General features: G+C 68.5%; 13 protein-coding genes and 3 pseudogenes. 11 read left to right on the forward strand and 5 right to left on the reverse strand.

Features of this window, described 5'->3' with window-relative positions; genetic code table 11:
* Positions 1-22: 22 nt before the first annotated feature.
* Complete coding sequence (locus tag ACFT7S_RS35725; RefSeq protein WP_382739724.1) at positions 23-817, reverse strand: FadR/GntR family transcriptional regulator; 795 nt, start codon at positions 815-817, stop codon at positions 23-25.
* Positions 818-1,195: 378 nt separating this feature from the next.
* On the opposite strand from ACFT7S_RS35725, the pseudogene ACFT7S_RS35730 reads away from it, so the two are divergent.
* The 3 genes and pseudogenes from ACFT7S_RS35730 (at position 1,196) to ACFT7S_RS35740 (ending at position 4,502) form a co-directional block, all read left to right on the forward strand.
* A pseudogene (locus ACFT7S_RS35730) lies at positions 1,196-2,555 on the forward strand (ABC transporter substrate-binding protein).
* Positions 2,552-3,364, forward strand: a complete 813-nt coding sequence (locus ACFT7S_RS35735; protein WP_382739727.1) for a carbohydrate ABC transporter permease — start codon at positions 2,552-2,554, stop codon at positions 3,362-3,364. The pseudogene ACFT7S_RS35730 and the gene ACFT7S_RS35735 overlap by 4 nt, the downstream one beginning before the upstream one ends.
* The gene (locus ACFT7S_RS35740; RefSeq protein WP_382739730.1) at positions 3,342-4,502 is read left to right on the forward strand and encodes an IS4 family transposase; all 1,161 of its coding nucleotides are present in this window, start codon (positions 3,342-3,344) and stop codon (positions 4,500-4,502) included. The genes ACFT7S_RS35735 and ACFT7S_RS35740 overlap by 23 nt, the downstream gene beginning before the upstream one ends.
* 17 nt (positions 4,503-4,519) lie before the next feature.
* Here ACFT7S_RS35740 and ACFT7S_RS35745 read toward each other — a convergent pair.
* Positions 4,520-5,478: pseudogene (locus ACFT7S_RS35745) on the reverse strand (ISAzo13 family transposase); the annotation flags it as partial.
* Between the two features lie 240 nt (positions 5,479-5,718).
* On the opposite strand from ACFT7S_RS35745, the gene ACFT7S_RS35750 reads away from it, so the two are divergent.
* Complete coding sequence (locus ACFT7S_RS35750; protein ID WP_382739733.1) at positions 5,719-6,732, forward strand: hypothetical protein; 1,014 nt, start codon at positions 5,719-5,721, stop codon at positions 6,730-6,732.
* Here the strand turns inward: ACFT7S_RS35750 and ACFT7S_RS35755 are convergent.
* On the reverse strand, positions 6,699-8,165 hold the full coding sequence (locus ACFT7S_RS35755) for a non-reducing end alpha-L-arabinofuranosidase family hydrolase (RefSeq protein ID WP_382739736.1): 1,467 nt from the start codon (positions 8,163-8,165) through the stop codon (positions 6,699-6,701). The two genes, ACFT7S_RS35750 and ACFT7S_RS35755, sit on opposite strands and share 34 nt — an antisense overlap.
* Before the next feature lie 531 nt (positions 8,166-8,696).
* Between ACFT7S_RS35755 and ACFT7S_RS35760 the strand changes: the two genes are divergently transcribed.
* Positions 8,697-10,127 carry an endo-1,4-beta-xylanase gene (locus tag ACFT7S_RS35760; protein WP_382739738.1) on the forward strand — a complete coding sequence of 477 codons (1,431 nt, stop codon included), beginning with the start codon at positions 8,697-8,699 and terminating at the stop codon, positions 10,125-10,127.
* 112 nt (positions 10,128-10,239) lie between these two features.
* Here ACFT7S_RS35760 and ACFT7S_RS35765 read toward each other — a convergent pair.
* Positions 10,240-10,428, reverse strand: a pseudogene (locus tag ACFT7S_RS35765) (endonuclease); the annotation flags it as partial.
* Between the two features lie 238 nt (positions 10,429-10,666).
* Between ACFT7S_RS35765 and ACFT7S_RS35770 the strand changes: the two are divergent.
* A complete protein-coding gene (locus tag ACFT7S_RS35770) occupies positions 10,667-12,823 on the forward strand; it encodes a glycoside hydrolase family 9 protein (protein WP_382739741.1) in 2,157 nt (718 codons plus the stop codon).
* Between the two features lie 237 nt (positions 12,824-13,060).
* Here the strand turns inward: ACFT7S_RS35770 and ACFT7S_RS35775 are convergent, their stop codons facing one another.
* On the reverse strand, positions 13,061-13,672 hold the full coding sequence (locus tag ACFT7S_RS35775; RefSeq protein WP_382739744.1) for a transposase: 612 nt from the start codon (positions 13,670-13,672) through the stop codon (positions 13,061-13,063).
* A gap of 392 nt (positions 13,673-14,064) precedes the next feature.
* Between ACFT7S_RS35775 and ACFT7S_RS35780 the strand changes: the two genes are divergently transcribed.
* The 5 genes from ACFT7S_RS35780 (at position 14,065) to ACFT7S_RS35800 (ending at position 23,231) form a co-directional block, all read left to right on the forward strand.
* Positions 14,065-15,891, forward strand: coding sequence for an endo-1,4-beta-xylanase (locus tag ACFT7S_RS35780; RefSeq protein WP_382739747.1), 1,827 nt, complete (start codon positions 14,065-14,067; stop codon positions 15,889-15,891).
* Positions 15,892-16,087: 196 nt separating this feature from the next.
* Positions 16,088-18,847, forward strand: coding sequence for a glycoside hydrolase family 48 protein (locus ACFT7S_RS35785; protein ID WP_382739749.1), 2,760 nt, complete (start codon positions 16,088-16,090; stop codon positions 18,845-18,847).
* A complete protein-coding gene (locus tag ACFT7S_RS35790; RefSeq protein ID WP_382739752.1) occupies positions 18,844-20,376 on the forward strand; it encodes a cellulose binding domain-containing protein in 1,533 nt (510 codons plus the stop codon). Before ACFT7S_RS35785 ends, ACFT7S_RS35790 begins: the two co-directional genes overlap by 4 nt.
* A 171-nt stretch (positions 20,377-20,547) precedes the next feature.
* Positions 20,548-22,602 carry a glycoside hydrolase family 6 protein gene (locus ACFT7S_RS35795; RefSeq protein WP_382739758.1) on the forward strand — a complete coding sequence of 685 codons (2,055 nt, stop codon included), beginning with the start codon at positions 20,548-20,550 and terminating at the stop codon, positions 22,600-22,602.
* A gap of 323 nt (positions 22,603-22,925) precedes the next feature.
* Positions 22,926-23,231 (forward strand): transposase, encoded by a 306-nt coding sequence (locus tag ACFT7S_RS35800; RefSeq protein ID WP_382739755.1) that lies wholly within the window; start codon positions 22,926-22,928, stop codon positions 23,229-23,231.
* The last annotated feature ends 94 nt before the right edge of the window (positions 23,232-23,325 follow it).

A 23,325-nucleotide genomic window follows, 5' to 3' on the forward strand; every position in this document is an offset into this window, starting at 1 on the left:
CCCGGGGCGCGCTGACGCGGTGCTACCCGAACAGGCGCCGCTGGATCTCGCGCCGGTAGTCCTCCAGGGTTCTGTCAAGGTGTGCCGCGGTGGCCTGCGCCGCCTCCTCGGGGCGGCCGTCACGGATGGCCCGGTAGATCGCCTCGTGTTCCTCGACGGCCGCCCCGGTGTTCTCGCCGAGCGTGTCGTGGATACCGATGGCGCTGGACTGGCGCTGCAGACGTCGCGCGTCCCGCACGGCACTGACGAGGAAGGTGTTGTGCGAGGCCGCGGACACGGCCGCGTGGAAGTCATCGTCCGCCTGATTGAACACGTCGACCTGGCCGTGGACGAACCCGTGCCGACACTGCTCCATGGCCACCTCGATGGTGCGCAGTTCCGAAGGGGTGGCGCGGGTGGCCGCCAGACTGCTGGCGGACATCTCCTGGACCCGGCGGAACTCGAACAGCATCAGCACGTGGTCGATGTCGACGGGACGGAAGAATCCTCCCCAGCGGCTGGTGATGAGCATGCCTTCGTCGTCCGCGACGAACAAGCCCCTCCCTTTGTGGGCCCGTACGCGGCCGAGCGCGGAAAGAATCTTCACCGCCTCCCGCACCACCGCCCTGCTGGTGTTCAGCCTCTGGGCCAGATCGATCTCTGTGGGCAACCGGTCACCCGCCACCAGCCGGGCCTCGGCGATGAACTCGAGGATCCGCTCCGCCACGACCTCGTAGCCGGGCCGGTACCCCTGCGCGTCCGTACCGTTCACCGCTGTCGCCGCAGCGGGGGGGACCTGCGAGGGCAAGGCCGCCTGGGTCGCGGGCGTGTCGTTCATCTGTCCTGCCTCCTGGCTGACGCAACTGGGGCCGCTGATCGCTGTGGAGCCGCGCTCATCGTAGCTCCAGCATCGATGAGTCGTACTCATTAAGCAAGAGGATCCACATGATGAAGCATGAGCACCAACTGGCATAAATGGGCGTTCATTTGGTGTTTCCGTCTCGACTTTGCAGGCTATCCGCAAAGTCGATGGGAATGAGGCTGTACAGAGTCTTGACGGATCCTTCGATAAGGCGGCTAATTTCTTCCGTGACGGCCCGCGGGACGGCCGTCTGCGGTCCCCGACGCCCGACCCCTACCGGTCGGCGTCGCCCCCATACCTCGCGCCACCTGCCCATCTGCTTGGGGGCGCCCTGTGAATCCAGTGGAGTCGCACATGACCGTCAACAAGCCTTTGTCCGGCCGGTACAGGGCGCCCAGTAAGAGGCGTTCTCTGTTGCTGGCCGGCTGTGCGGCCACCGCGGCGCTGACCCTGACAGCCTGCGGCGCCGGCACCACCAGTACGACGTCCAAGGACGGCTTCGCCCAAGTTCCGCAGAAGGACGGCGCGTTGACCGTCTGGGTGGACGCGACCCGGATGGAGGCCGCGAAGCAGTACCAGAAGCTCCACCCGGACGTGAAGCTGGACATCGTCAGCTACGACGGCAACGCCAACGGCTCGAACTACCTCCAGACCAAGGTCCAGCTGTTCAACCGCACCGGCAAGGGCTGGCCGGACGTCGTGTTCAGCTCCCAGAACAACGAGGCGACCTGGGCGGTCGACGCGGGCTTCGCCGCTCCGCTCAACAAGGGCCTGATCCCCTCGACGACCCTGCAGAAGTTCGCGAGCGGGGCCAACGACGTCTGCACGGTCAAGGGCACCGTCTACTGCCTGCGCAACGACCTCTCCCAGGCGGTGCTGTGGTACAACGCGCCGTTGCTGAAGAAGCTCGGCTACCAGGTTCCGACGACCTGGGAGGAGTACCAGCAGCTCGGCGAGAAGGTGGCCAAGGAGCACCCGGGCTATCTCGTGGGTGACGCCGGCGACTCCTTCACTCCCGAGATCTACCTGTGGGCGAGCAAGTGCGGCGCCAACCACATCACCGGCCCGAAGGCGGTGTCGGTGAACACCTCCAGCGAGGCCTGCACCAAGATGGCCAGGCTCATGGACGTGCTGATCGAGAACAAGTCCATGCCATTAGCGGGTCTTCAGCACCGACTTCGGCAAGAACAAGGCCGACAAGGTCCTGCTCATGCCAGGTCCGGCCTGGTATGGCGGCGCGCTGTTCGAGGGCACCTTCAAGGCGCCGGCCAAGCAGATCGCGGCCGCACCCATCCCGCAGTGGAAGGGGGAGACCTCGCCGTCCACCGGCAACGTGGGCGGCGGCACCTGGCTGCTGTCCAAGCACTCCGCGCACATCAAGGCCGCCACCGACTTCCTGAAGTGGGTCACCACCGACAACGCCTACCAGGGCGAGAAGGCGCCGGGCTTCCCTGCGTACGTGCCCGCTGCCTACACCTGGCTGAAGGGGCAGGATGCCTCCGGCTACTTCGCCAGCGACCTGAGCGCCCTCAAGGCCGCCTCCTCCCAGGTCTGGAACGGCTGGGGCTCGGGCCAGTTCAGCCAGGAGGCGATCTGGGCCGCCACCGTCAAGCCCGGTCTGACCCAGGGCAAGAGCGTCGTCTCGATGCTGCCGGCCTGGCAGGACTCCATCGTCAAGTACGCCAAGTCCAATGGATACAAGGTCTCCCAGTGACCCTCACCCACTCCCCGGCCAGTTCTGCCACCCGGCGGCGCCGCGGCGCCGCCCGGCAGAGCCGGGCCGGTATGGCCTTCGTCGCCGCCTACGTGGTCCTGCTGGTCGCCTTCGGTGTCCTTCCGACCGCTTACGCGATCTACTTCGCCTTCACCGACGCCGGGGGCAGGGTCACCGGCTTCGCCAACTTCGTGACCACGGCGCAGGACTTCCGCTTCCTGGACGCCGTGAGCCATGTCGCCGTCTACCTCGCTTTCTGGCTGCTGTCCCTGGTGGTGTTCGTGGTGGCCCTGGCGCTGCTGCTGCACCGTCTGTCCTCGGGCCCCGCCAGCAAGGCTCTGCGCTTCCTCTACTACATTCCGGGAGCGCTCGCCGGAGCCGCGAGTGTGTTGGTGTGGCTGTTCATGCTCGACCCGACGGTCAGCCCGGTCAGTTCGCTCCTTGGCGTGCTGGGGTTCGACACCTTCGGCGAGGTGATCGCCCCCGGCCACCTGCCCCTGCTGTTCACGATCATCGCGTTCTGGACCGGCGCGGGCGGCTGGATCGTTGTCATGTACGGCACGCTCAACAACATCCCCACGGACGTCATGGAAGCCGCGCGCATCGACGGCGCGAGCGCCTGGCAGACCGCCTGGCACGTGCAGATCCCGATGCTCCGCAAGTGGATCGTGTACATGGTGATCCTGGCCTTCGCGGGCGGCGCCCAGCTCTTCGTCGAGCCGCAGCTGCTCTCTCGGGTCAGCCGGTATCCGGCAGGTGTCCGGCCAGCAGGACTCCTACGACGACGTGGCGGAGCAACTGGTCGGTGAAATCGGGGAGTTGAGCGGGAGCATCCCCAACAAGTCCTCGTTTACGCGGGCGCGGAGGCGCCTGGGGCCACTGGTCCTGGAAACCATGTTCCGCGAGCTGGCTGGCCCGTTGGCTCCTGTCGGCCTAGGGAGAGCCTTCTTGATGCGGCTGGCTGCGGTGGACGGGTTCGTGCTGGATGCGCCGGACACAGCGGCCAATCGGGCCACGTTCGGAGGGCCGGTCAAGAACGGGCAACCGGCGGGGTTTCCACAGGTGCGGGTGGTGACGTTGACCGAGTGCGGCACGCATGCCCAGATCGACGCGGCTGTGGGCGGATTCAACGGCGGCGAACGGGAGTTGGCGATCGCTCTGTCGACCTCGGCGAGCAAGATGCTCGTCATCATGGATCGGGGCTTCCCCGGGGTCGAGTTATGGAAGGCCTATCTCGGGGCCGGGGCCCACCTGCCTGTCAGGGCCCGCTCGCCTGTGGCGCATCGGCCGGTCGAACATCTTCCCGACGGGACCTATCTGGGGAGGATGAACCTGGCCGGGCAGAAGGGCGCGCACCCCGGCGGTGTGCTGGTCCGGGTGATCGAGTACCGCGTCGACGGCGGCGAGGTGGTCAGGCTGCTGACTGACCTGTTGGACCCGGTGGCGTTTCCAGCGGCGGAGCTGGCAGCTTTGTACCGGGAAAGATGGGAGGCGGAGTCGGCGTTTCGGCAGATCAAGACGTTCCAGCGCGGGCCGGCCGAAGTCCTCCGCTCGGGCGACCCTGACCTTGTGCGACAGGAGGTCTGGGCGCACCTCGTCGTGCACCACTGCCTCACGCAGATCATCGTGGGTCTGGCCGACGGCAACGGGATCGATCCGGACCGGGTCTCGTTCGTCAAGGTCCTCAAGCACGCCCGTCGCAGCGTGGTCCGCCAGAGTGCGAACACTCCCACGAAGATCAAGAAGTTCCTGGCCGTACTCGCAGTGAAAGTACGCCGGAAGCTCGACAACGGCACCAGGCGTCTGCGCGAGGCTGACCGGCACCTCAAACGGCCGGACTCGAAGTACTCCTCGAAGCTCTCCTACCGGATCAACACTCGGGACCGGCGGCCGACACGGCGGGTCACGGCCAAGGTCATCACGCTGCACCGGGCGATAGTTCAGTGAGTCAAGCAACGGCATTGCGTTCCCGGCGGGAGGTGACACACAGTGATTTCCAACCCGCTCTCCAGGGCCAGGGCGGCCAGGTGCTTCTTCCACGTCCATCGGCGGGGGTCGTTTGAGCCACCACAGTCGGCGGTGATCAGCAGCCGGGTGGCGCCCGGGTGGTCGGCCCGTCCACGGTGCTGCCACCAGCGGCGGATGGATTCCACCGCGAATTCGGCCGTGTCGTGGTCGGTCCCGACGTTCACCCAGCCGGTGTTGCGGGCGATGTCGTAGATCCCATAGGGGATGACCACCGGCTGATCTTTGGTGATGAAGGTGTGACAGTCCACATGGATCGGATCCTTGCCTGGCCGCCAGGTTCGACCGGGGCGGTCACGGTTGCCGAGCCATTCCTTCGCTTTGGTGTCCACGCTGATCACGGGCTGGTGATCATTGAGAAAGGCTGCGGCCGTGGCGTTCAGATGGCAAATTGTGCATCGCGATCCGGATGGCTGGTGCCCTCCGAGGTCTTGGCGGTGCCTTGCAGGCTGTATCCCAGGGTGTGCAGCAGGCGTCCAACAGTCGCCGCGCTGACCGGGTGACCGTGTGCGGTCAATACCGAGGCCAGGCTCCTCAGCGAGAGAGTTGTCCAGCGCAACGGCGAGACCGGATCGCCCCGGGTGTGCGGCTCGATCAAGATTTCTAGCGCAGGCCGTAACCCCGGGTCAGTGATCGTCAGCCGTCTACGGCCAGCTCCGGGCGCTCTGATCCGCCCGGCCGACAGGGGCCGATCGGCCAGCTCAGCGATCCCTCGTGCGACGGTGGCCGCACTGATGCCGGAAGCGGCGGCCACCACGGTGATCCCGCCGCGGCCGATCGCGTCGGCCTCACTGGCGAGGTAGAGCCGACGACGGCGCTCGTCGAGGTGGGGCAGGAGTTGATCAATCTTGGCCTTCAGCGCCGCAACGGAGGACCGGTCGACCGTATGTGCAGCCATCTCATCAGTGTGCCGCCGCCAACACCCGCCCATCGAGCATTAATTGAAGTACAGGCCCTGGGTGGTGTGGGACTGTGCCAGGTCGCCGTCCACCTCGCGGTGGTCACCGCCACCACCCGCGTGCTGCTCGACCGGGCCTTGCATCTCCCGGCGGACTGGACTGCGGCGAGGAACGCCGCCTGTTAGCCGGCGTTCCGGGCGAGGTCGTCTTTCGCCACCAAGCCGCAGCAGGCGGTGGCGATGGTCACCGAGGCGCTCGCGGCCGGGATACCAGCCCGCTGGTTCGCTGCCGACGAGGTCTACTGCGGGCGTGAACTGCGCCGGGACATAAGGGCGTTGAACCTGGGCTGCACCGTGGGCGTCGCGGCCACCCATCAGGTCACGGACGGGACCGGCCGTCGACGGGAAGCCCGCAAGATGCTCAACAAGGTGCGGCCTGCACAGTGGATGCGCCTGGCCACCGGTCACGGCACCAAGGGGCGGCGCGAGTACGACTGGGCCTGGCTCGACATCCGCGCCGACACTCCCGACGGACAGGATGCAGGCACCAGCGTTCTGGTCGCCCGCCGCCACCGCTACACGGGCGAGGTCTCCTACTTCCGCTGCTGGGCACCGGGCCCCGTCACTCTGGCCACGCTCGTGGAGATCATCTGCCGCCGGTGGCGGATCGAGGAGACCTTCCAGCTCGCCAAGGGTCACGCCGGCCTGGACCAGGGCCAGGTGACATGCTGGAACTCCTGGATGCGCTGGTCACTGTTCTCCCTGATCGCCACCACGGTCCTCACCCTGACCCTCGCGGCGGCCAGCGAGAAGACCGGCGAGGCACAGCCGGCCCGGCTCATCCCGCTGACCTGCCCCGAACTCCTACGCCTCCTGCGCGTCCTCGTCCTGCCTGCACCTGTCCGCGACCGCGACCACATGCTGCACTGGACCGCCTGGCGGCGTCACCACCAGGCCGCCGCCACCGCCTGCCACCAGCGACGCCACCGGCTGCAGGACGTTCCATGCAGAACTACAGCTGCCGTGACTGATGTCCTGGCAGACAAGGTGAACGGGCTCCGCGCCGATGTGCCCGACGAGATGGTGCAGGCACTCCGCCGCGTCCCGGGCGCAGTGGCAGTGCACATGTGCCCGGCGTTGTCGCGTGACCGGGGCGGGCACGGCCTTTCGCCGAGCCCGCCCCGCCGGCTCCCTACCGGAGCAGGACCCGTGTCACGCCGTCAGCGCTGCAGTGTCAGCAGACCCGGGCGGTAGGGCAGGAGGCCGTAGTCGCCGCCAGTGTTGGGGCTGCGTCCTTGGTAGAGCAACTGCAGATTGCAGGGGTCGACGGTCATGGTCTGATCGGCGCTGGTGCGGAGCAGTTCGCCGTGGCTGATGTCGTTGGTCCAGGTGGCGCCGCTGTTGGTCTTGCCGGCGAAGGGGTTGCTCTCGGTCGCGGCCTGGGGTGTCCAAGAGCCGTTCAGGCTGGTGGCGGTGAACGAGCGGAAGTAGCGGCCCTGCGAGCCGATCGCCTCGACCATCATGAGGTAGCGGTTCTGGCCCTGGAGCTTGTAGACCTGCGGAGCTTCGAACAGGTTGTTCGTCGTATCGCTCATGACCACTGTCGAGTTCACGCCGAAGCTGCTCGGGAAGTTCCCGATCGGCATGCTGGCCCGGTAGATCTTGCCGTTGTCGCCGGCGAAGAACAGGTACATGTTCGTCCCGTCACCGATGAGCGTCTGGTCGATGGGTCCTGTTCCGGAGCCGGTGATGCTTCCGGAGAAGAGCACCTGCGGTGATGACCAACCGTTCGGGTTGGTGGGATCGCTCGACGTCCGGTAGGAGAAGGCGGTCCCACCCCACTGGTAGGTGAGCACCCAGATGTTCTTCGGCGCGAAGTAGAAGAGCGTGGGCGCGACGGTGGCGGAAGACATCGTGTTCTGGCTGGCCGAGGCCATGTCCGACCAGTTAGTGAACAGGCCGAAGTTCATCGAACCCCAACTCGTCCCCGTGTCGTGCGTCGTCGCGTAGACGAGCTGCTTGCCGTTGTACGGGACGACGGTGAAGTCCTTGAGCGAGGCCCAACCCGGCTTGGGCTGTGCCAGCGCGCCCGTGGAGGTCCAGCGGTACGTCGACGGAAGATCGCAGGCGCCGGGGGTGTCCCCGCCGACCTTGACGAGCTTCCACTGCTGGTTGGTGCCGCCCCAGTCGTCGTACTGGACGATGTTCGCGCCATCGGCGGTGGAGGCGCCTTGTACTTCGAGGGCCTTGTTGCTGTGGCGAGAGATGAGCCTGACGTAGCCGTCCGAGCTGTCGGCCAGCCGCCACTGCTGATTCGTGGCGTTCAGGTCGGTCCACTGGACGATCGCGCCGCCGTTCGCGGTGGACCAGTTGTGGACGTCCAGCACCTTGCCCGAATTGCGGGACTTGATGCGGTAGTAGCCGTCCCCGGAATCGACGAACTGCCACTGCTGCTGGGGCTGATCGTTCCTGGCCCACTGGGTGATGCGGGCGCCGTCGTCGGTCGCCAGGTTGTAGACATCCAGGGCCTTGCCGCTGTTGCGGTTGACCAGCACATACGAGGCGTTGGGGTCTACGGTCGCCGCGCTGGCGGGATGGGCACCGAGGAAGGTGGCCACGAGCAGGAAGGGCGCAAGGACGGCGAGTAAGCGTCTCAGGCGGACCGGGGACGGGTGGCGGAACCACATCAGAGGGACTCCTTGAGGGGGCGGGGGCGATCCCGAAAACTTTTCGGAAAGTTCCCGGACTCATTGACGCCACAAGCTAGGAATGCGAAGCCCTCCGGTCAAGGCCTGAAGCCGATCTGTCTACAAACGGCGCCTCCCGCCTTGGGATCGACAAGCTGTCGCGCCGACCGGAAACACCGCGCACAACGCCCCGACCCGGCCCTACGGCGTCCACCGGCAGTGGCGTCAGGAATTCACCGTCGGCTCACTGGGATTCCGGAAAGTTTCGGGCGAGGAACGGAAACTTCTTCCGCGGGGAGTATTGACGAGTCATCGTCAAGCCTCAATCATCCCTGTCTGAGACACCGGCCATAGTTCAGGATTTCGAACCATGTCGGCCCTGGACGCTCTGCCGTCCGTTCCGGTCGAGATTCCGTACCGCCCGGGTTCCGGCCCGCCGCTCCGTCCGTCTGCCGAGTGGGGGCGGACGACGCATTCCCCTGCGCTTCAGTCCTTCCGTCCTTCCGTGATTCCTACCTTGGAGGCACAGTCATGGGCTCGTACGCCCTTTCCAAACCCGATATCCGCCGGAAGACCCGCGGTCTGCTGTTGGCGCTGGTCGTCGGCGTCTTGGTTGCGGTCGGCGCGCTGGCCGCCCCACCGAGAGCACACGCCGCCGAGAGCACGCTCGGTGCCGCGGCGGCGCAGAGCGGGCGCTACTTCGGCACCGCCATCGCCTCGGGCAGGCTGGGCGACTCGGCGTACACGTCGATCGCGGGCCGTGAGTTCAACATGGTGACGCCCGAGAACGAGATGAAGATCGACGCCACCGAACCGCAGCGGGGCCAGTTCAACTTCACCGGCGGTGACCGCGTCTACAACTGGGCGGTACAGAACGGCAAGAAGGTGCGCGGTCACACCCTGGCCTGGCACTCCCAGCAGCCCGGCTGGATGCAGAGCCTCAGCGGCAACGATCTGCGCCAGGCGATGATCGGCCACATCAACGGCGTGATGGCCCACTACAAGGGCAAGATCGCCCAGTGGGACGTCGTGAACGAGGCCTTCGCCGACGGAAGTTCGGGCGCCCGACGCGACTCCAACCTGCAGCGCAGCGGCAACGACTGGATCGAGCTCGCCTTCCGCACCGCGCGCGCCGCCGACCCGTCCGCCAAGCTCTGCTACAACGACTACAACGTCGAGAACTGGACCTGGGCCAAGACCCAGGCCATGTACTCCATGGTCAAGGACTTCAAGCAGCGCGGCGTGCCGATCGATTGCGTCGGCTTCCAGTCGCACTTCAACAGCGGCAGCCCCTACAACAGCAACTTCCGCACCACCCTGCAGAACTTCGCCGCCCTCGGCGTCGACGTGGCCATCACCGAACTCGACATCCAGGGCGCCTCGTCCACGACCTACGCCAACGTGACCAACGACTGCCTGGCCGTCTCGCGCTGCCTCGGCATCACCGTCTGGGGCGTGCGCGACACCGACTCCTGGCGCGCGCAGGACACGCCGCTGCTGTTCAACGGCGACGGCAGCAAGAAGCCCGCCTACACCGCAGTCCTCAACGCACTCAACGGCGGCTCCACCACGCCCCCTTCGGGTTCCGGACAGATCAAGGGCGTCGGGTCGGGCCGCTGCCTGGACGTGCCCAGCAGCAGCACCACCGACGGCACCCAGCTCCAGGTCTGGGACTGCAACAACGGCACCAACCAGCAGTGGACGTACACCGAAGCCGGTGAGCTCAAGGTCTACGGCAACAAGTGCCTGGACGCCGCCGGGACCGGCAACGGCGCCAAAGTCCAGATCTACAGCTGCTGGGGCGCCGACAACCAGAAATGGCGCCTCAACTCCGACGGCTCCATCGTCGGCGTCCAGTCCGGCCTCTGTCTCGACGCCGTCTCGGCCGGCACCGCCAACGGCACCCTGATCCAGCTCTACACCTGCTCGAACGGTAGCAACCAGCACTGGACCCGCACCTGATGAAGTCCTACGGTGCGGCTCCCGCCCCTCCACGGTCCAGGGTCGCCGCCATGGTGGTGGCGGCCCTCGGGACCGGCCTGCTCACCGCGGTCAACGCCGGCCGTCACGCGTTTCACGCGAGTGTCAGGCTCACTTGCACCGGCAGGTGATCGCTGGGGTACTGGCCGCGCTGCTCGTACGTGTTGATGGTGGCGGATTGCACGGTCACGCCGGTCGTGGCGAGGATCCAGTCGATGCGGTCGCCGTCCGGGACGAGCGGACGGTAACCGTGGAAGGTCGCGTAGAGCTCGGTTCCCCGCTCTATCGATCAATGTTCGGGATATCGACGATTGGGAGCGCTCCCAGACTCGGTGCGGAGCCGGGCCGCGACCGCCATCCCCTGAGCACCCCCGACGCCGACGCGGACCTCTGACCATCCAGCGCGACAGTTCCCACACGTCCGGCGCCGGGGAGACGACTACCTCCGTCTGCCCTGGCGAACGGGCCTGCTCACCCAGCCCAACTCCGCCTGCTGACCAGCATCGACATAGGAGCCGCTCATGCCCACCGTTCCTTCGTTACCCCGCCCCAGACGCCTCGCCGCCACCCTGCTGACGAGTTCCCTCCTCGTCGGCGGCCTCCTCACCACGCCCGCCGCGGCAGCCGTCGTCTCCGATGTGGCGGCGACCACGACCGTACGCGTCAACCAGGTCGGCTATCTGCCGGACGGCCCCAAGCGCGCCACCGTGGTCACCACGGCGACGCAGCCGCTCACCTGGCAGTTGCGCGACGCGTCAGGGACGGCGGTCGCCTCCGGTGCGACCGTCCCGCGCGGGGCGGACGCCCCCTCCGGGCAGTCCGTCCAAGTGGCCGACTTCTCCTCGTTCCAGGGGGCCGGCTCGGGATACGTCCTGACGGTGGACGGCAGCAGCAGCGTGCCCTTCGACCTCCGCGCGAACCTGTACGACTCTCTGCGCTCCGACGCGATGGCGTTCTTCTACCACCAGCGCAGCGGCATACCCATCGACGCCTCCCTGGTGGGCTCCGCCTACGCCCGCCCGGCCGGACACTTCGGCGTCGCACCCAACAAGGGCGACACCTCCGTCCCGTGCCAGGCCACCGTGTGCGACTACACCCAGGACGTCAGGGGCGGCTGGTACGACGCGGGCGACCACGGCAAGTACGTGGTGAACGGCGGCATTTCGACCTGGCTGATGGTCAACTCCTTCGAGCGGGCCAAGCGCGCGGGCAAGGACGCGGCGCTCGGCGACTCCTCCCTGAAGGTCCCCGAGCGCGGCAACGGCGTACCCGACGTGCTGGACGAGGCGCGCTGGGAGCTCGACTTCCTGATGCGGATGCAGGTGCCCGAGGGCAAGCCGTACGCGGGCATGGCGTTCCACAAGATCCATGACGCGGCCTGGACCGGCATGCCGCTGCGCCCCGACCAGGACCCCCAGCCACGTGAGCTGCACCGTCCCTCGACGGCGGCGACCCTCAACCTCGCGGCGGCCGCGGCGCAGTGCGCCCGGGTCTACCGCGCCTACGACGCCGCGTTCGCCGACCGCTGTCTGTCGGCCGCGCGCCGGGCCTGGACGGCGGCCCACGCCAACCCGGCGCTGTACGCGCCGGATGCGGACAGCACCGGCGGCGGCGCCTACGGCGACACCACGGTCACCGACGAGTTCTACTGGGCGGCGGCCGAGCTGTACGCCACGACCGGCGAGAGCGGCTACCGGGACGCGGTCACCGACTCCACCTGGCACACCTCCTCAACTGCCTTCTCCGCCTACGGATTCGGCTGGGCGGACACGGCCGCACTCGGCAGGCTCACCCTGGCCACCGCCCCCAACGGTCTGCCCGCAGCCGACCGGGACCGGGTCCGGGCTTCGGTGACGGCGGCTGCCGACGGCTACCTGTCCCGGATGGCCGCCCAGGGCTACGCGGTGCCCGTACCGGCGGACGGCTACTTCTGGGGCTCCAACGGCGAGGTCGCGGGCGACGCGATCGTCCTGGCCGTCGCCGGAGAGTTGACCGGAAACGAGCGCTACCGCACCGGCGCGCTGGAGACGATGGACTACCTCCTCGGCCGCAACGCCCTCGGCCAGTCCTACGTGTCCGGCTATGGCGAGACGTCCTCGCAGAACCAGCATCACCGCTTCTGGGCCCACCAGTTGGACGCCTCGTTGCCCCATCCTCCGGCGGGATCGCTGGCGGGCGGGCCCAACAGCGGCCTCCAGGATCCGGTGGCGGAGGAGAAGTTGGCCGGCTGCGCGCCCGCCGCCTGCTACATCGACGACATCGGCTCGTACTCCACCAACGAGGTGGCGGTCAACTGGAACGCCCCGCTGGCCTGGCTCGCCGCCTACGCCGCCGAGCGGACCTCCACCGGCGAACAGCCCACCGGTGCCTGCGCGGTGACGTACAAGACCGACAGCGTGTGGAACACGGGTTTCACCGCGACGGTCACCGCCAAGAACACGGGCACGACCGCCGTGGACGGGTGGCAGCTGGGCTGGACCTACGGGGCCGGGCAGCGCGTCACGAGCGCCTGGAACGCGACCGTCACCCAGAACGGCAGCGCAGTCGTCGCCCGCGGCACCGACTGGAACCGGACGATCGCACCCGGCGCGACAGCGAGCTTCGGAGTCCAGGGGACCTACAGCGGGACCAATCCCGCGCCCACGGCCTTCACTCTCAACGGGAAGGCCTGCACCTGATCAATCCACGGTCGGCCTGGCCCGCGGCGCGCAATCCTGCCCCGGGTCAGGCCGCAGCGATCTCCTCTTGCCGCGGCCGCCCCAGTATCATCAGCGTCACCCCGGGCACGCCCAAGTGAGCCCTAGTAGGGCTTGGTCATGTTGGTGCGGGGTCTGGTATGTCGCGGTGACAGGTGGGGCAGGCGCCGGTCCAGGTCGCGAGGAGTGTCTGCAGCTCGCGGACGACTCGGTAGAGGCTCAGGCCGACGCCGTCTCTTTTGGGGATCGGCTCAGTCGCTGAAGGGTGCAGAAGGCGTGCGCGACCGAGACGAGGGTGACGTGGTGGTGCCAGCCTGGCCAGGTTCGGCCTTCGAAGTGGGTCAGGCCCAGGGCCTGTTTCATCTGGCGGTAGTCGTTCTCGATGCGCCAGCGGAGCTTCGCGGTGCGCACGAGGACAGGCAGCGGGGTGGTCTCGGGCAGGTTGGAGAGCCAGAACTGCACCGGCTCGTCCTGGTCGGCGGGCCATTCGGCCAGCAGCCAGCGGACCGGAGGCTCGGTGCCGGCAGTCTCGCGGCGCACCCGGCGGCCGAGCGTGCCGGCGTCCGGCTGCATGCGCCAGGCCAGCCGGGCCCGCACATGCGCCGCATCCCACGGGCTGGAGGTCACGAAGTGGGCCAGCGCCTGCCGGTTCCCGTCCTCGCCCAGGCGGGCGGCCATCGGCTCCACCGACTTGCGCCCGCCGTCCAGCAGCAGGCCACGCAGGTAGACCCCGCCCCACCGTCGCTGATCCGCCCGCGCGAACGGCTCGAACATCTCCGCCGCGAAGTCCTCCAGATCACACCGGACCGCAGCCAACTCCTCACTCAGCACACTCGATCAACGACACGACCGATCAAGAAGACACGCCATCGCGGATCGCACATGACCAAGCCCTACGAGTCGTAGTCCATGAGTCCGCTCATGTCGGTTTCAGTACATGACGGCAAGCCATAGTCCGGGGCTTCACGTGTTGGCGGAGGGCTGACGTCCGCAACGCCCGGCCGTCGGCAATGTCGCCAGATCACACGCAAGTTTCGCCTCACCTCTTGACAGGTGCACCCCACTACAGCAATTTGGGAGCGCTCCCACGACTTCAAGGCTTGCAACATCTCCCATCAGAGCCGCGGGGGAGGAGACGGTGCGCCGCGACCGGTGGGACCCCGGTCGCAGGGCTTCGGTGACGCTTGAGCGTCCCCCTCCCGCATTCGGAGAGAGGAACCAGCATGACGCTGGCGCCCATACCCCCCGCCCGAAGACGGGCGTCTAGGAGCATCGCCGCCCTGATCGCCACCCTCGCCCTCGCGATGGCAGCGATGGGGCTCACGCCGTCGCCGGCGTCCGCGGCCGAGCCGCTGACGCTGCATCAACTCGCTGACGCCAAGGGCAAGTACTTCGGCTCGGCGACCGACAACGGGGAGCTGTCCGACGCCCCGTACACCCAGACCTTGGGTTCCCAGTTCGGGCCGATCACCCCCGGCAACTCCATGAAGTGGGACAGCACCGAGCGCACGCAGGGGCAGTTCAGCTTCGCGGGCGGCGACCAGGTTGTGGACTTCGCCCAGGCGCACGGCCAGAGCGTTCGCGGCCACACCCTGGTGTGGCACAGCCAGTTGCCCGGCTGGGTGGGGCAGCTGCCCGCCTCGCAGGTGCGCCCCGCCATGGAGAACCACATCGCCAATGTCGCCGGCCACTACCGCGGCAAGGTGTTCGCCTGGGACGTCGTCAACGAGCCCTTCAACGAGGACGGCAGCTTCCGCAACTCGCCGTTCTACAACGCCATGGGCAAGGACTTCATCGCCCACGCCCTGCGCGCCGCCCGGGCCGCCGACCCCGACGCCAAGCTGTACATCAACGACTACAACGTCGAGGGGCTCGGCGCGAAGAGCGACGCCCTCTACGCCTTCGCCCGCGATCTTAAAGCCGCCGGCGTGCCGCTCGACGGCGTCGGGCTGCAGGCGCATCTGGCGATCCAGTACGGCTTCCCGAACCAGATGCAGCAGAACATCCAGCGCTTCGCCGACCTCGGCCTCGACGTGGCCATCACCGAGCTCGACGTGCGGATGCAGCTGCCGAAGGACACGGCGAAGGAGGCCACCCAGGCCGCCTACTACCGCCGGGTCACCGAGGCCTGCCTGGCCGTCACCCGGTGCGTCGGGATCACCGTCTGGGACTACACCGACAAGTACTCCTGGATCCCCGGCGTCTTCGACGGCGAGGGCTCGGCCCTCCCGTGGGACGGGAACCTGCAGCCCAAGCCCGTCGTCATGGACGCGATCCGCAAGGCCCTCGGCGACACCGGCGCGGTCGACCCCCAGGCCCCGAGCGTGCCGTCGGGTGTGCGGGTGACCGGCACCACCTCTGCCTCCGTCTCCCTGGCGTGGAATGCCGCCACCGACGACACGGGCGTCACCGGGTACGACGTCTACCGCGGCGGCACGAAGGTGGGGACGGCCTCCGGTACGTCCTTCACCGACAGCGGGCTCGCCGCCTCCACGGCGTACGCCTACACGGTGCAGGCCCGCGACGCCGCCGGGAACGTCTCGGCGCAGTCCGCCCCGGTGAGCGCCACGACGCAGCCGGCGGGCACGGGCGGCGGCGCCCTGAAGGTCCAGTACGAGAACAACGACCAGTCCGCCGGCGACAATTCGATCAAGCCCGGGCTGCAGTTGGTCAACACCGGCGACTCGACCGTCGCTCTCTCCAAGGTGACCGTCCGCTACTACTTCAGTGGCGAGTCCGGTGCCACGACGTACAGCACCTGGTGCGACTGGGCGGTGCCCGGCTGCGGGACGCTCACGCACCGGGTCGTCGCGATGAGCAGCCCGAAGGCCGGCGCCGACCACTACCTGGAGGTGGGCTTCGCCGCCACGGCGGGCAGCCTCGCCCCCGGGGCCTCGAGCGGCGAGGCACAACTGCGGTTCAACAAGAGCGACTGGTCGAACTTCAGCGAGGCCGACGACTACAGCCGCGGTACGAACACCTCCTTCGCGGATGCGCCGAAGATCACCGTCCACCTCGACGGTCAGACGGTCTACGGCACCACCCCCTGAACCACGGTCCGGGCGGTCGGCCCCGCCCGCCCGGACCGTTCCAGCGTGCCGCCGTGCCGGGATGGGGAGCAGCCCCGGCACGGCACCACCACCACTCCCACCCGGACCCCCTCTTGGAGGACCTGTGTCCGCACACCCCGAAACGCCCGAAAGATCCGAAAGATCCTCGTTACTCTCCCGGCGTTCCTTCGTCGGCGTGACCGGCGGCGCGCTCGTCGCCCTCGGCGCCGGGCAGGCGCTCGCCCAGGCTGCCGAGGCCTCGGCCGGTTCCGCCGCACAAGCGGCCGCCGCCGCCGACGGCCCCTACACCGAGGCCTTCCTCACCCAGTACAACAAGATCAAGAGCCCGGCCAGCGGCTACTTCAGCCCGGACGGCATTCCGTACCACTGCGCCGAGACCCTGATCGTCGAGGCTCCCGACCACGGCCACCAGACGACCTCCGAGGCGTTCAGCTTCTGGATCTGGCTGGAGGCGGCGTACGGCCGGGTCACCGGCGACTGGGCCCCGTTCAACAAGTCCTGGGAGGTCGCCGAGGCCTCGATCATCCCGCCGCACATCGACCAGCCCACCAACGACTCGTACACCCCCTCCAAGCCCGCCACCTACGCGCCCGAGCACCCGCAGGTCACCAGCTACCCGTCCGAGCTGACCTCCTCCGTCTCCGTCGGCTCCGACCCCATCGCCACCGAACTCGCCTCCGCGTACGGGACGATGGACGTCTACGGCATGCACTGGCTGATGGACCTCGACAACGTCTACGGCTTCGGCAACAAGCCCGGCACCGGCGACGAGCTCGGCCCCGGCAAGATGGCGTCCTTCGTCAACAGCTACCAGCGCGGCGCGCAGGAGTCGGTCTGGGAGACCATCCCGCAGCCCAGCACCGACCTCTTCAAGTACGGCAGCCCCAACGGCTACCTCGACCTCTTCGTCAAAGACGCCTCGTACGCGAAGCAGTGGAAGTACACCAACGCCCCCGACGCCGACGCGCGCGCCGTGCAGGCCGCGTACTGGGCGCTGACGTGGGCGACGGCGCAGGGCAAGGCGGGCCAGGTCTCCGCCTCCGTGGCCAAGGCCGCGAAGATGGGCGACTACCTGCGCTACTCGATGTTCGACAAGTACTTCAAGAAAATCGGCGACTGCACCAGCCCGACCGGCTGCCAGCCCGCCTCCGGCCGCGATGCCCAGCACTACCTGCTGTCCTGGTACTACGCCTGGGGCGGCTCCGCAGGCACCGGCGGCGGCTGGGCCTGGCGCATCGGCGACGGCATCGCCCACCAGGGCTACCAGAACCCCCTCGCCGCCTGGGCGCTGTCCACCATCCCCGCCCTCACCCCCAAGTCGCCGACCGCGAAGGGCGATTGGCAGAAGTCGCTCACCCGGCAGCTGGAGTTCCTGCGCTGGCTGCAGTCCGCCGATGGCGGGCTCGCGGGCGGCTGCTCCAACAGCTGGGACGGCCAGTACGGCACCCCGCCGGCCGGCACACCGACCTTCTACGGCATGGCGTACGACTGGCAGCCCGTCTACCACGACCCGCCGAGCAACAACTGGTTCGGGTTCCAGGTGTGGTGCATGGAGCGCGTCGCCCAGTACTACTACGTCACCAACAACACGTCCGCCAAGGCGGTCCTCGACAAGTGGGTGGCCTGGGCCTCCGAGCAGACCACCGTCGGCTCCGACGGCAGCTACCGCTTCCCCTCCACGCTGAGCTGGACCGGCGCCCCCGACACCTGGAACGCCGCGAGCCCCGGCGCCAACACCGGCCTGCACGTGTCGGTCGTCGACTACAGCAACGACGTCGGCGTGGGCGCGGCGCTGGCCATGACGCTGATCTACTACTCCGCGAAGTCCGGGGACGCCGACGCCGCCGGACTCGCCAAGTCCCTGCTCGACGCCATGGCCGGGCACGCGGACACCAAGGGCATCGCCGTCCCCGAGACCCGCCGCGACTACGACCGCTTCGACGACCCGGTGTACTTCCCGGCGGGCTGGTCCGGCACCTCCCCGCAGGGCGTGAAACTGGGCACCGGCACGACCTTCATCGGGATGCGGCCGTGGCTCAAGCAGGAGCCGGGCTGGTCGAAGGTGCAGACGTACCTGGACGGCGGCGCCCCGCCGGTCTTCACCTACCACCGCTTCTGGGCTCAGGCGGCGCTGGCGCTCTCCTTCGCCTCGTACGCCGAGCTCCTCGGCGACGAGGGCGGCCCCGGCGGCGGCGACACCACCGCGCCGACCGTCCCGACCGGCCTGACGGTGACGGCGACGACCGGCACCAGCGTGTCGCTGAGCTGGACGGCGTCCACCGACGACACCGGCGTTGCGGCGTACGACGTCTACCGCGACGGCACCCCGGTCGGCACCCCGACCGCGACCACCTACACCGACACCGGGCTCTCCGCCGCCACCGCCTACCACTACCGGGTCGCCGCCCGCGACGCTGCGGGCAACGCCTCCGCACTGTCCGCCGAGGTCACCGGCACCACCAAGACGGGCGGCGGTACGGGCGGGGCCAAGGTCCAGTACAAGAGCACCGACTCCAACGCCACCGACAACGCCGTGCGCATGTCCCTGAAGGTCGGCAACACCGGCGGCGGCGCGCTCAGCCTCTCCACGGTGACCGTCCGCTACTACTTCACCGGCGACGGCGGCCCGTCCACGTACACCACCTGGTGCGACTGGGCGATGCTCGGCGCCGCCAACATCACCCACCGGGTGGTCGCCATGAGCAGCCCGAAGACCGGCGCGGACCACTACCTGGAGGTCGGCTTCAGCGCCGGCGCGGGCAGCGTCGCCGCGGGCGGCGACTCCGGCGAGATTCAGCTGCGCGTGCACAAGAGCAACTGGTCGAACTTCAACGAGGCCGACGACTACAGCCGCGGCACCAACGCGTCCTTCGCGGACGCCTCCAAGATCACCGCGTATGTAGGCGGCGAGCTCGTCTGGGGGACGGCGCCGTGACGGGACGGCACCTGCGCGGCGCCCTTGCCGCCACCGCCGCGGGCATCCTGCTCGCCGGGCTCGCGCTGTTCACCGGCGCGGGCCCGGCGGCGGCCGCGCCGGTCACCGACTGCACCCAGTGGGGCACCACCGAGATGCAGGGCGGCGCGTACACGTACCAGCAGAACGAGTGGAACTCCTCGGCCCGCCAGTGCGTCAGCGTGGACACCGCGACCGGCGCCTGGAAGGTGACCGAGGCGAACTTCTCGCTCACCACGGCGGGGCCGCCCGCCACCTACCCGTCCAGCTACAAGGGCTGCCACTGGGGCGCGTGCACCGCGAATAGCGGCCTGCCGATCCGGGTGAGCGAGCTGGGCAGCGCCCGGTCGGCGTTCGACACCACGCAGGTCGCCTCCGGTGCATGGAACGCCGCGTACGACCTGTGGTTCAACTCCACGCCCACCACCGACGACCAGCCGGACGGCACCGAGGTGATGATCTGGATCAACCACCGCGGCGGCGTCCAGCCCATCGGCTCCCGCACGGCCACGGTCACCCTGGACGGCCGGACCTGGGACGTGTGGACCGGGCCCGGCGCCTCCGGGTGGAAGGTCATCTCGTACGTGTTGCAGGGCGGCGCCACCGCGGTGACCGATCTCAACGTGAAGCGTCTCGTCGACGACGCCACCGCACGCGGCCAGATCAACCCCGCGCACTACCTGATCGACGCCGAGGCCGGCTTCGAGATCTGGCAGGGCGGCCAGGGACTGGGCGTGAACTCCTTCTCGTTCGACGCCAGTAAGGGCTCAGGCGGCGGGGACACCACGCCGCCGACCGCGCCCCGCAACCTGCGGTCCACCGGGGCGAGTTCGTCGTCCGCCTCGCTGGCCTGGGATCCTGCCACGGACGACGTCGGCGTCACGTCGTACGACGTCTACCGCGGCGGCACGCGCGTCGGCTCCACCGGCGGCACGACGTACACCGACACGGGACTGACGGCGTCCACCGCGTACAGCTACACCGTGCGCGCCCTGGACGCGGCCGGGAACGCCTCGCCGCCCGCCGGTCCGGTGAGCGTCACCACCGCACCGGGCGGTGGGACGGGCACCGGCAACCTGAAGGTGCAGTACCAGACCAGCGATACGGGCCCGACGGACAACGCCATCGGGATGAACCTGCGGGTGGTCAACACCGGGAGCAGTGCGCAGGGTCTGAAGGACGTCGAGATCCGCTACTGGTTCGACGACTCGGCCTCCTCGTACACGACGTGGTGTGACTGGGCGCAGATCGGCTGCTCGAATCTCACCCACTCGGTGTCGACGAACGGCACGGCGACCGGGGCCAATCGCTATCTGAAGGTCAATGTCACCGGTGGCTCGCTCGCTGCGGGTGCCTCGACGGGCGACATCCAGTTGCGGCTGCACCGGGCCGACTGGTCGAACTTCAACGAGGCCGACGACTACAGCCACGGCACCGCGAGTGCGTACACGGACGCACCGAAGATCGGCGTCTACTCCGGCGGCCAGCTCCTGTGGGGCACCGCGCCCTGATCCACCCCCAGACACCCGGTGGCGGGAATCCTTCCCGCTGCCTCCCGCCACCGGGCCGTACCTCCGCACACCCTTATCCGAGAGGAACACCACGCAACGATGAACACCACCACGCACCTCAGACGCAAGAGCCGCTTCAGGAGGCTCGCGGCGCTGCTGCCGGCGCTCGCCATGGGCGTCGCGCTCAGCGTCGCGCTGCCTACCGCACCGGCCTCGGCGGCCGCGGCGGCCCGCGTCGACAACCCGTACGTGGGCGCCAAGCCGTACGTCAACCCCGACTGGTCCGCCAAGGCGAAGTCCGAGCCCGGCGGCTCCGTCATCGCCGATGAGCCCAGCTTCGTCTGGATGGACCGGATCGCCGCGATCACCGGCACCTCCAACGGCCGTGGCCTGCGCGCCCACCTCGACACCGCGCTGACGCAGGGCGCCACGCTCTTCCAGGTCGTCATCTACGACCTGCCGGGCCGCGACTGCTCGGCGCTCGCCTCCAACGGCGAGCTGAAGGCGGAGGAGCTCAGCCGGTACAAGTCGGAGTACATCGACCCGATCGTGGCGATCCTCGCCGACCCGAAGTACGCCGCACTGCGGATCTCCGCGCTGATCGAGCCGGACTCGCTGCCCAACATGGTCACCAACGCGGGCGGCGCGGCCGGCGCCACGGACGCCTGCCGGCACGTGAAGGAGCTGGGGTCGTACGAGCACGGCGTGGGTTACGCGCTGAACAAGCTCGGCGACATCCCCAACGTCTACAACTACATCGACGCCGGCCACCACGGCTGGCTCGGCTGGGACACCAACTTCGACCCGGCCGTCGACGAGTTCAAGATCGCTGCCACCACCGAGGGCGCGACGGTCGACGACGTCGCCGGCTTCATCGTCAACACCGCCAACTACGGGGCGCTGCACGAGCCGAACTTCAAGGTCACCGACTCGGTGAACGGCACCACCGTGCGCCAGTCCAAGTGGGTCGACTGGAACTACTACGTCGACGAGCTGTCCTACGCCCAGGCGCTGCGCGACCGCCTGGTCAGCCGGGGCGGCTTCAACTCCGGCCTCGGCATGCTCATTGACACCGCCCGCAACGGCTGGGGCGGCACCGCACGGCCCACAGGACCCGGCCCACAGACCTCCGTCGACGCCTACGTCGACGGAGGGAGGGTGGACCGCCGCATCCACACCGGCAACTGGTGCAACCAGCAGGGTGCCGGCGTCGGCGAGCGTCCGCAGACCGCGCCCGAGCCGGGCATCGACGCGTACGTGTGGGCCAAGCCCCCGGGCGAGTCGGACGGCAACAGCCAGCCCATCGACAACGACGAGGGCAAGGGCTTCGACCGGATGTGCGACCCGACCTACGAGGGCAACGCACGCAACGGCAACAACCCGACCGGCGCCATGGCCAACGCCCCGCTGGCCGGCCGCTGGTTCTCCGCACAGTTCCAGATGCTGCTGACCAACGCCTACCCGCCGCTGAACGGCGGCGGCGACCCGGGCACCGACACCGAGGCGCCGAGCGTCCCGGCGGGGCTGAAGACGACGGGCGCCACCTCGTCGTCGGTGTCGCTGTCCTGGACCGCCTCGACGGACAACGTGGGCGTCGCGTCGTACGACGTGTACCGCAACGGGACCCTCGTCGGCTCCACCGGCGGCACGACGTACACCGACAGCGGTCTTACCGCCTCCACCACCTACCAGTACAAGGTGCGGGCGCGGGACGCGGCCGGGAACGCCTCGGCCCAGTCCGCCCAGGTCGCCGGCACGACGACTTCGGGGGGTGGGACGGGTACCGGCAACCTGAAGGTGCAGTACAAGAGCAGCGATACAAGTCTTACGGACAACGCCATCGGGATGAACCTGCAGTTGGTCAACACCGGCAGTAGTGCGCAGAGTCTGAAGGATGTCGAGATCCGCTACTGGTTCGACGACTCGGCCTCCTCGTACACGACGTGGTGTGACTGGGCGCAGATCGGCTGCTCGAATCTCACCCACTCGGTGTCGACGAACGGCACGGCGACCGGGGCCAATCGCTATCTGAAGGTGAACGTCACCGGCGGCACGCTCGCCGCGGGTGCCTCGACCGGCGACATCCAGCTGCGGCTGCACCGGGCCGACTGGTCGAACCTCAACGAGGCCGACGACTACAGCCACGGCACCGCGAGTGCGTACACGGACGCACCGAAGATCGGCGTCTACTCCGGCGGCCAGCTCCTGTGGGGCACCGCCCCATAACCCGCAAGGCCTGACTCACGTATGGCGCGACGCTGCCCCCGGGGCCTTTTCGCTCCGGGGGCGAGTGCCACAACAAGCGCTCAACGGGGCCCAGTTCTTCGAGTCGCATGATCGGTGAGCAACGCAGTGCGGGAGACGGTCACCCTGCGTTTACCGTCCGCGCTCACGGCAGGACGGGTGTTGACGCCAACTCCGTCGCCTTCATGGGTGTAGTAGAAACCGCCGCAGGAAAGGGGGATCTCGCGCAGGGGCCCTGACCCCGGATTTTGGACACCGGAGAGACTTGGATCTTGATGGTCCAGGAGAACGGAGTCCCTGTGGGGATGAAGCTCTACCCCGCCGAGTTCAAGGCGGACGCGGTCGCGTTGTACCGGTCCCGTCCGGGAACGACGATCAAGTCGGTCGCCGCCGACCTCGGGGTGAACACCGAGACGCTGCGAAACTGGATCCGGGCCGCAGACGGACGGCGCCACGGTGCCCACTCCGCACCTGCTGCGGCGCCGAAGCCTGGCGGTGACGTGGTTCAGGCGGAACTGGCCGCCGCCCGCAAGAGGATCCGTGAGCTGGAGGAGGAGCGGGACATTCTCCGCAAAGCAGCCCGGTATTTCGCAGGGGAGACGCGCTGGTGAGGACCCGTAATTTAACTACTGCTTGAGTTGATCTCGTCGTGGTGCTCGATCAGGCGCTTGAGGGCTTCGAGTGTGCGGGGAGGGTGGGTCCTGT

Source organism: Streptomyces sp. NPDC057136 (genome assembly GCF_042670885.1).
Taxonomy (GTDB): Bacteria; Actinomycetota; Actinomycetes; order Streptomycetales; family Streptomycetaceae; genus Streptomyces.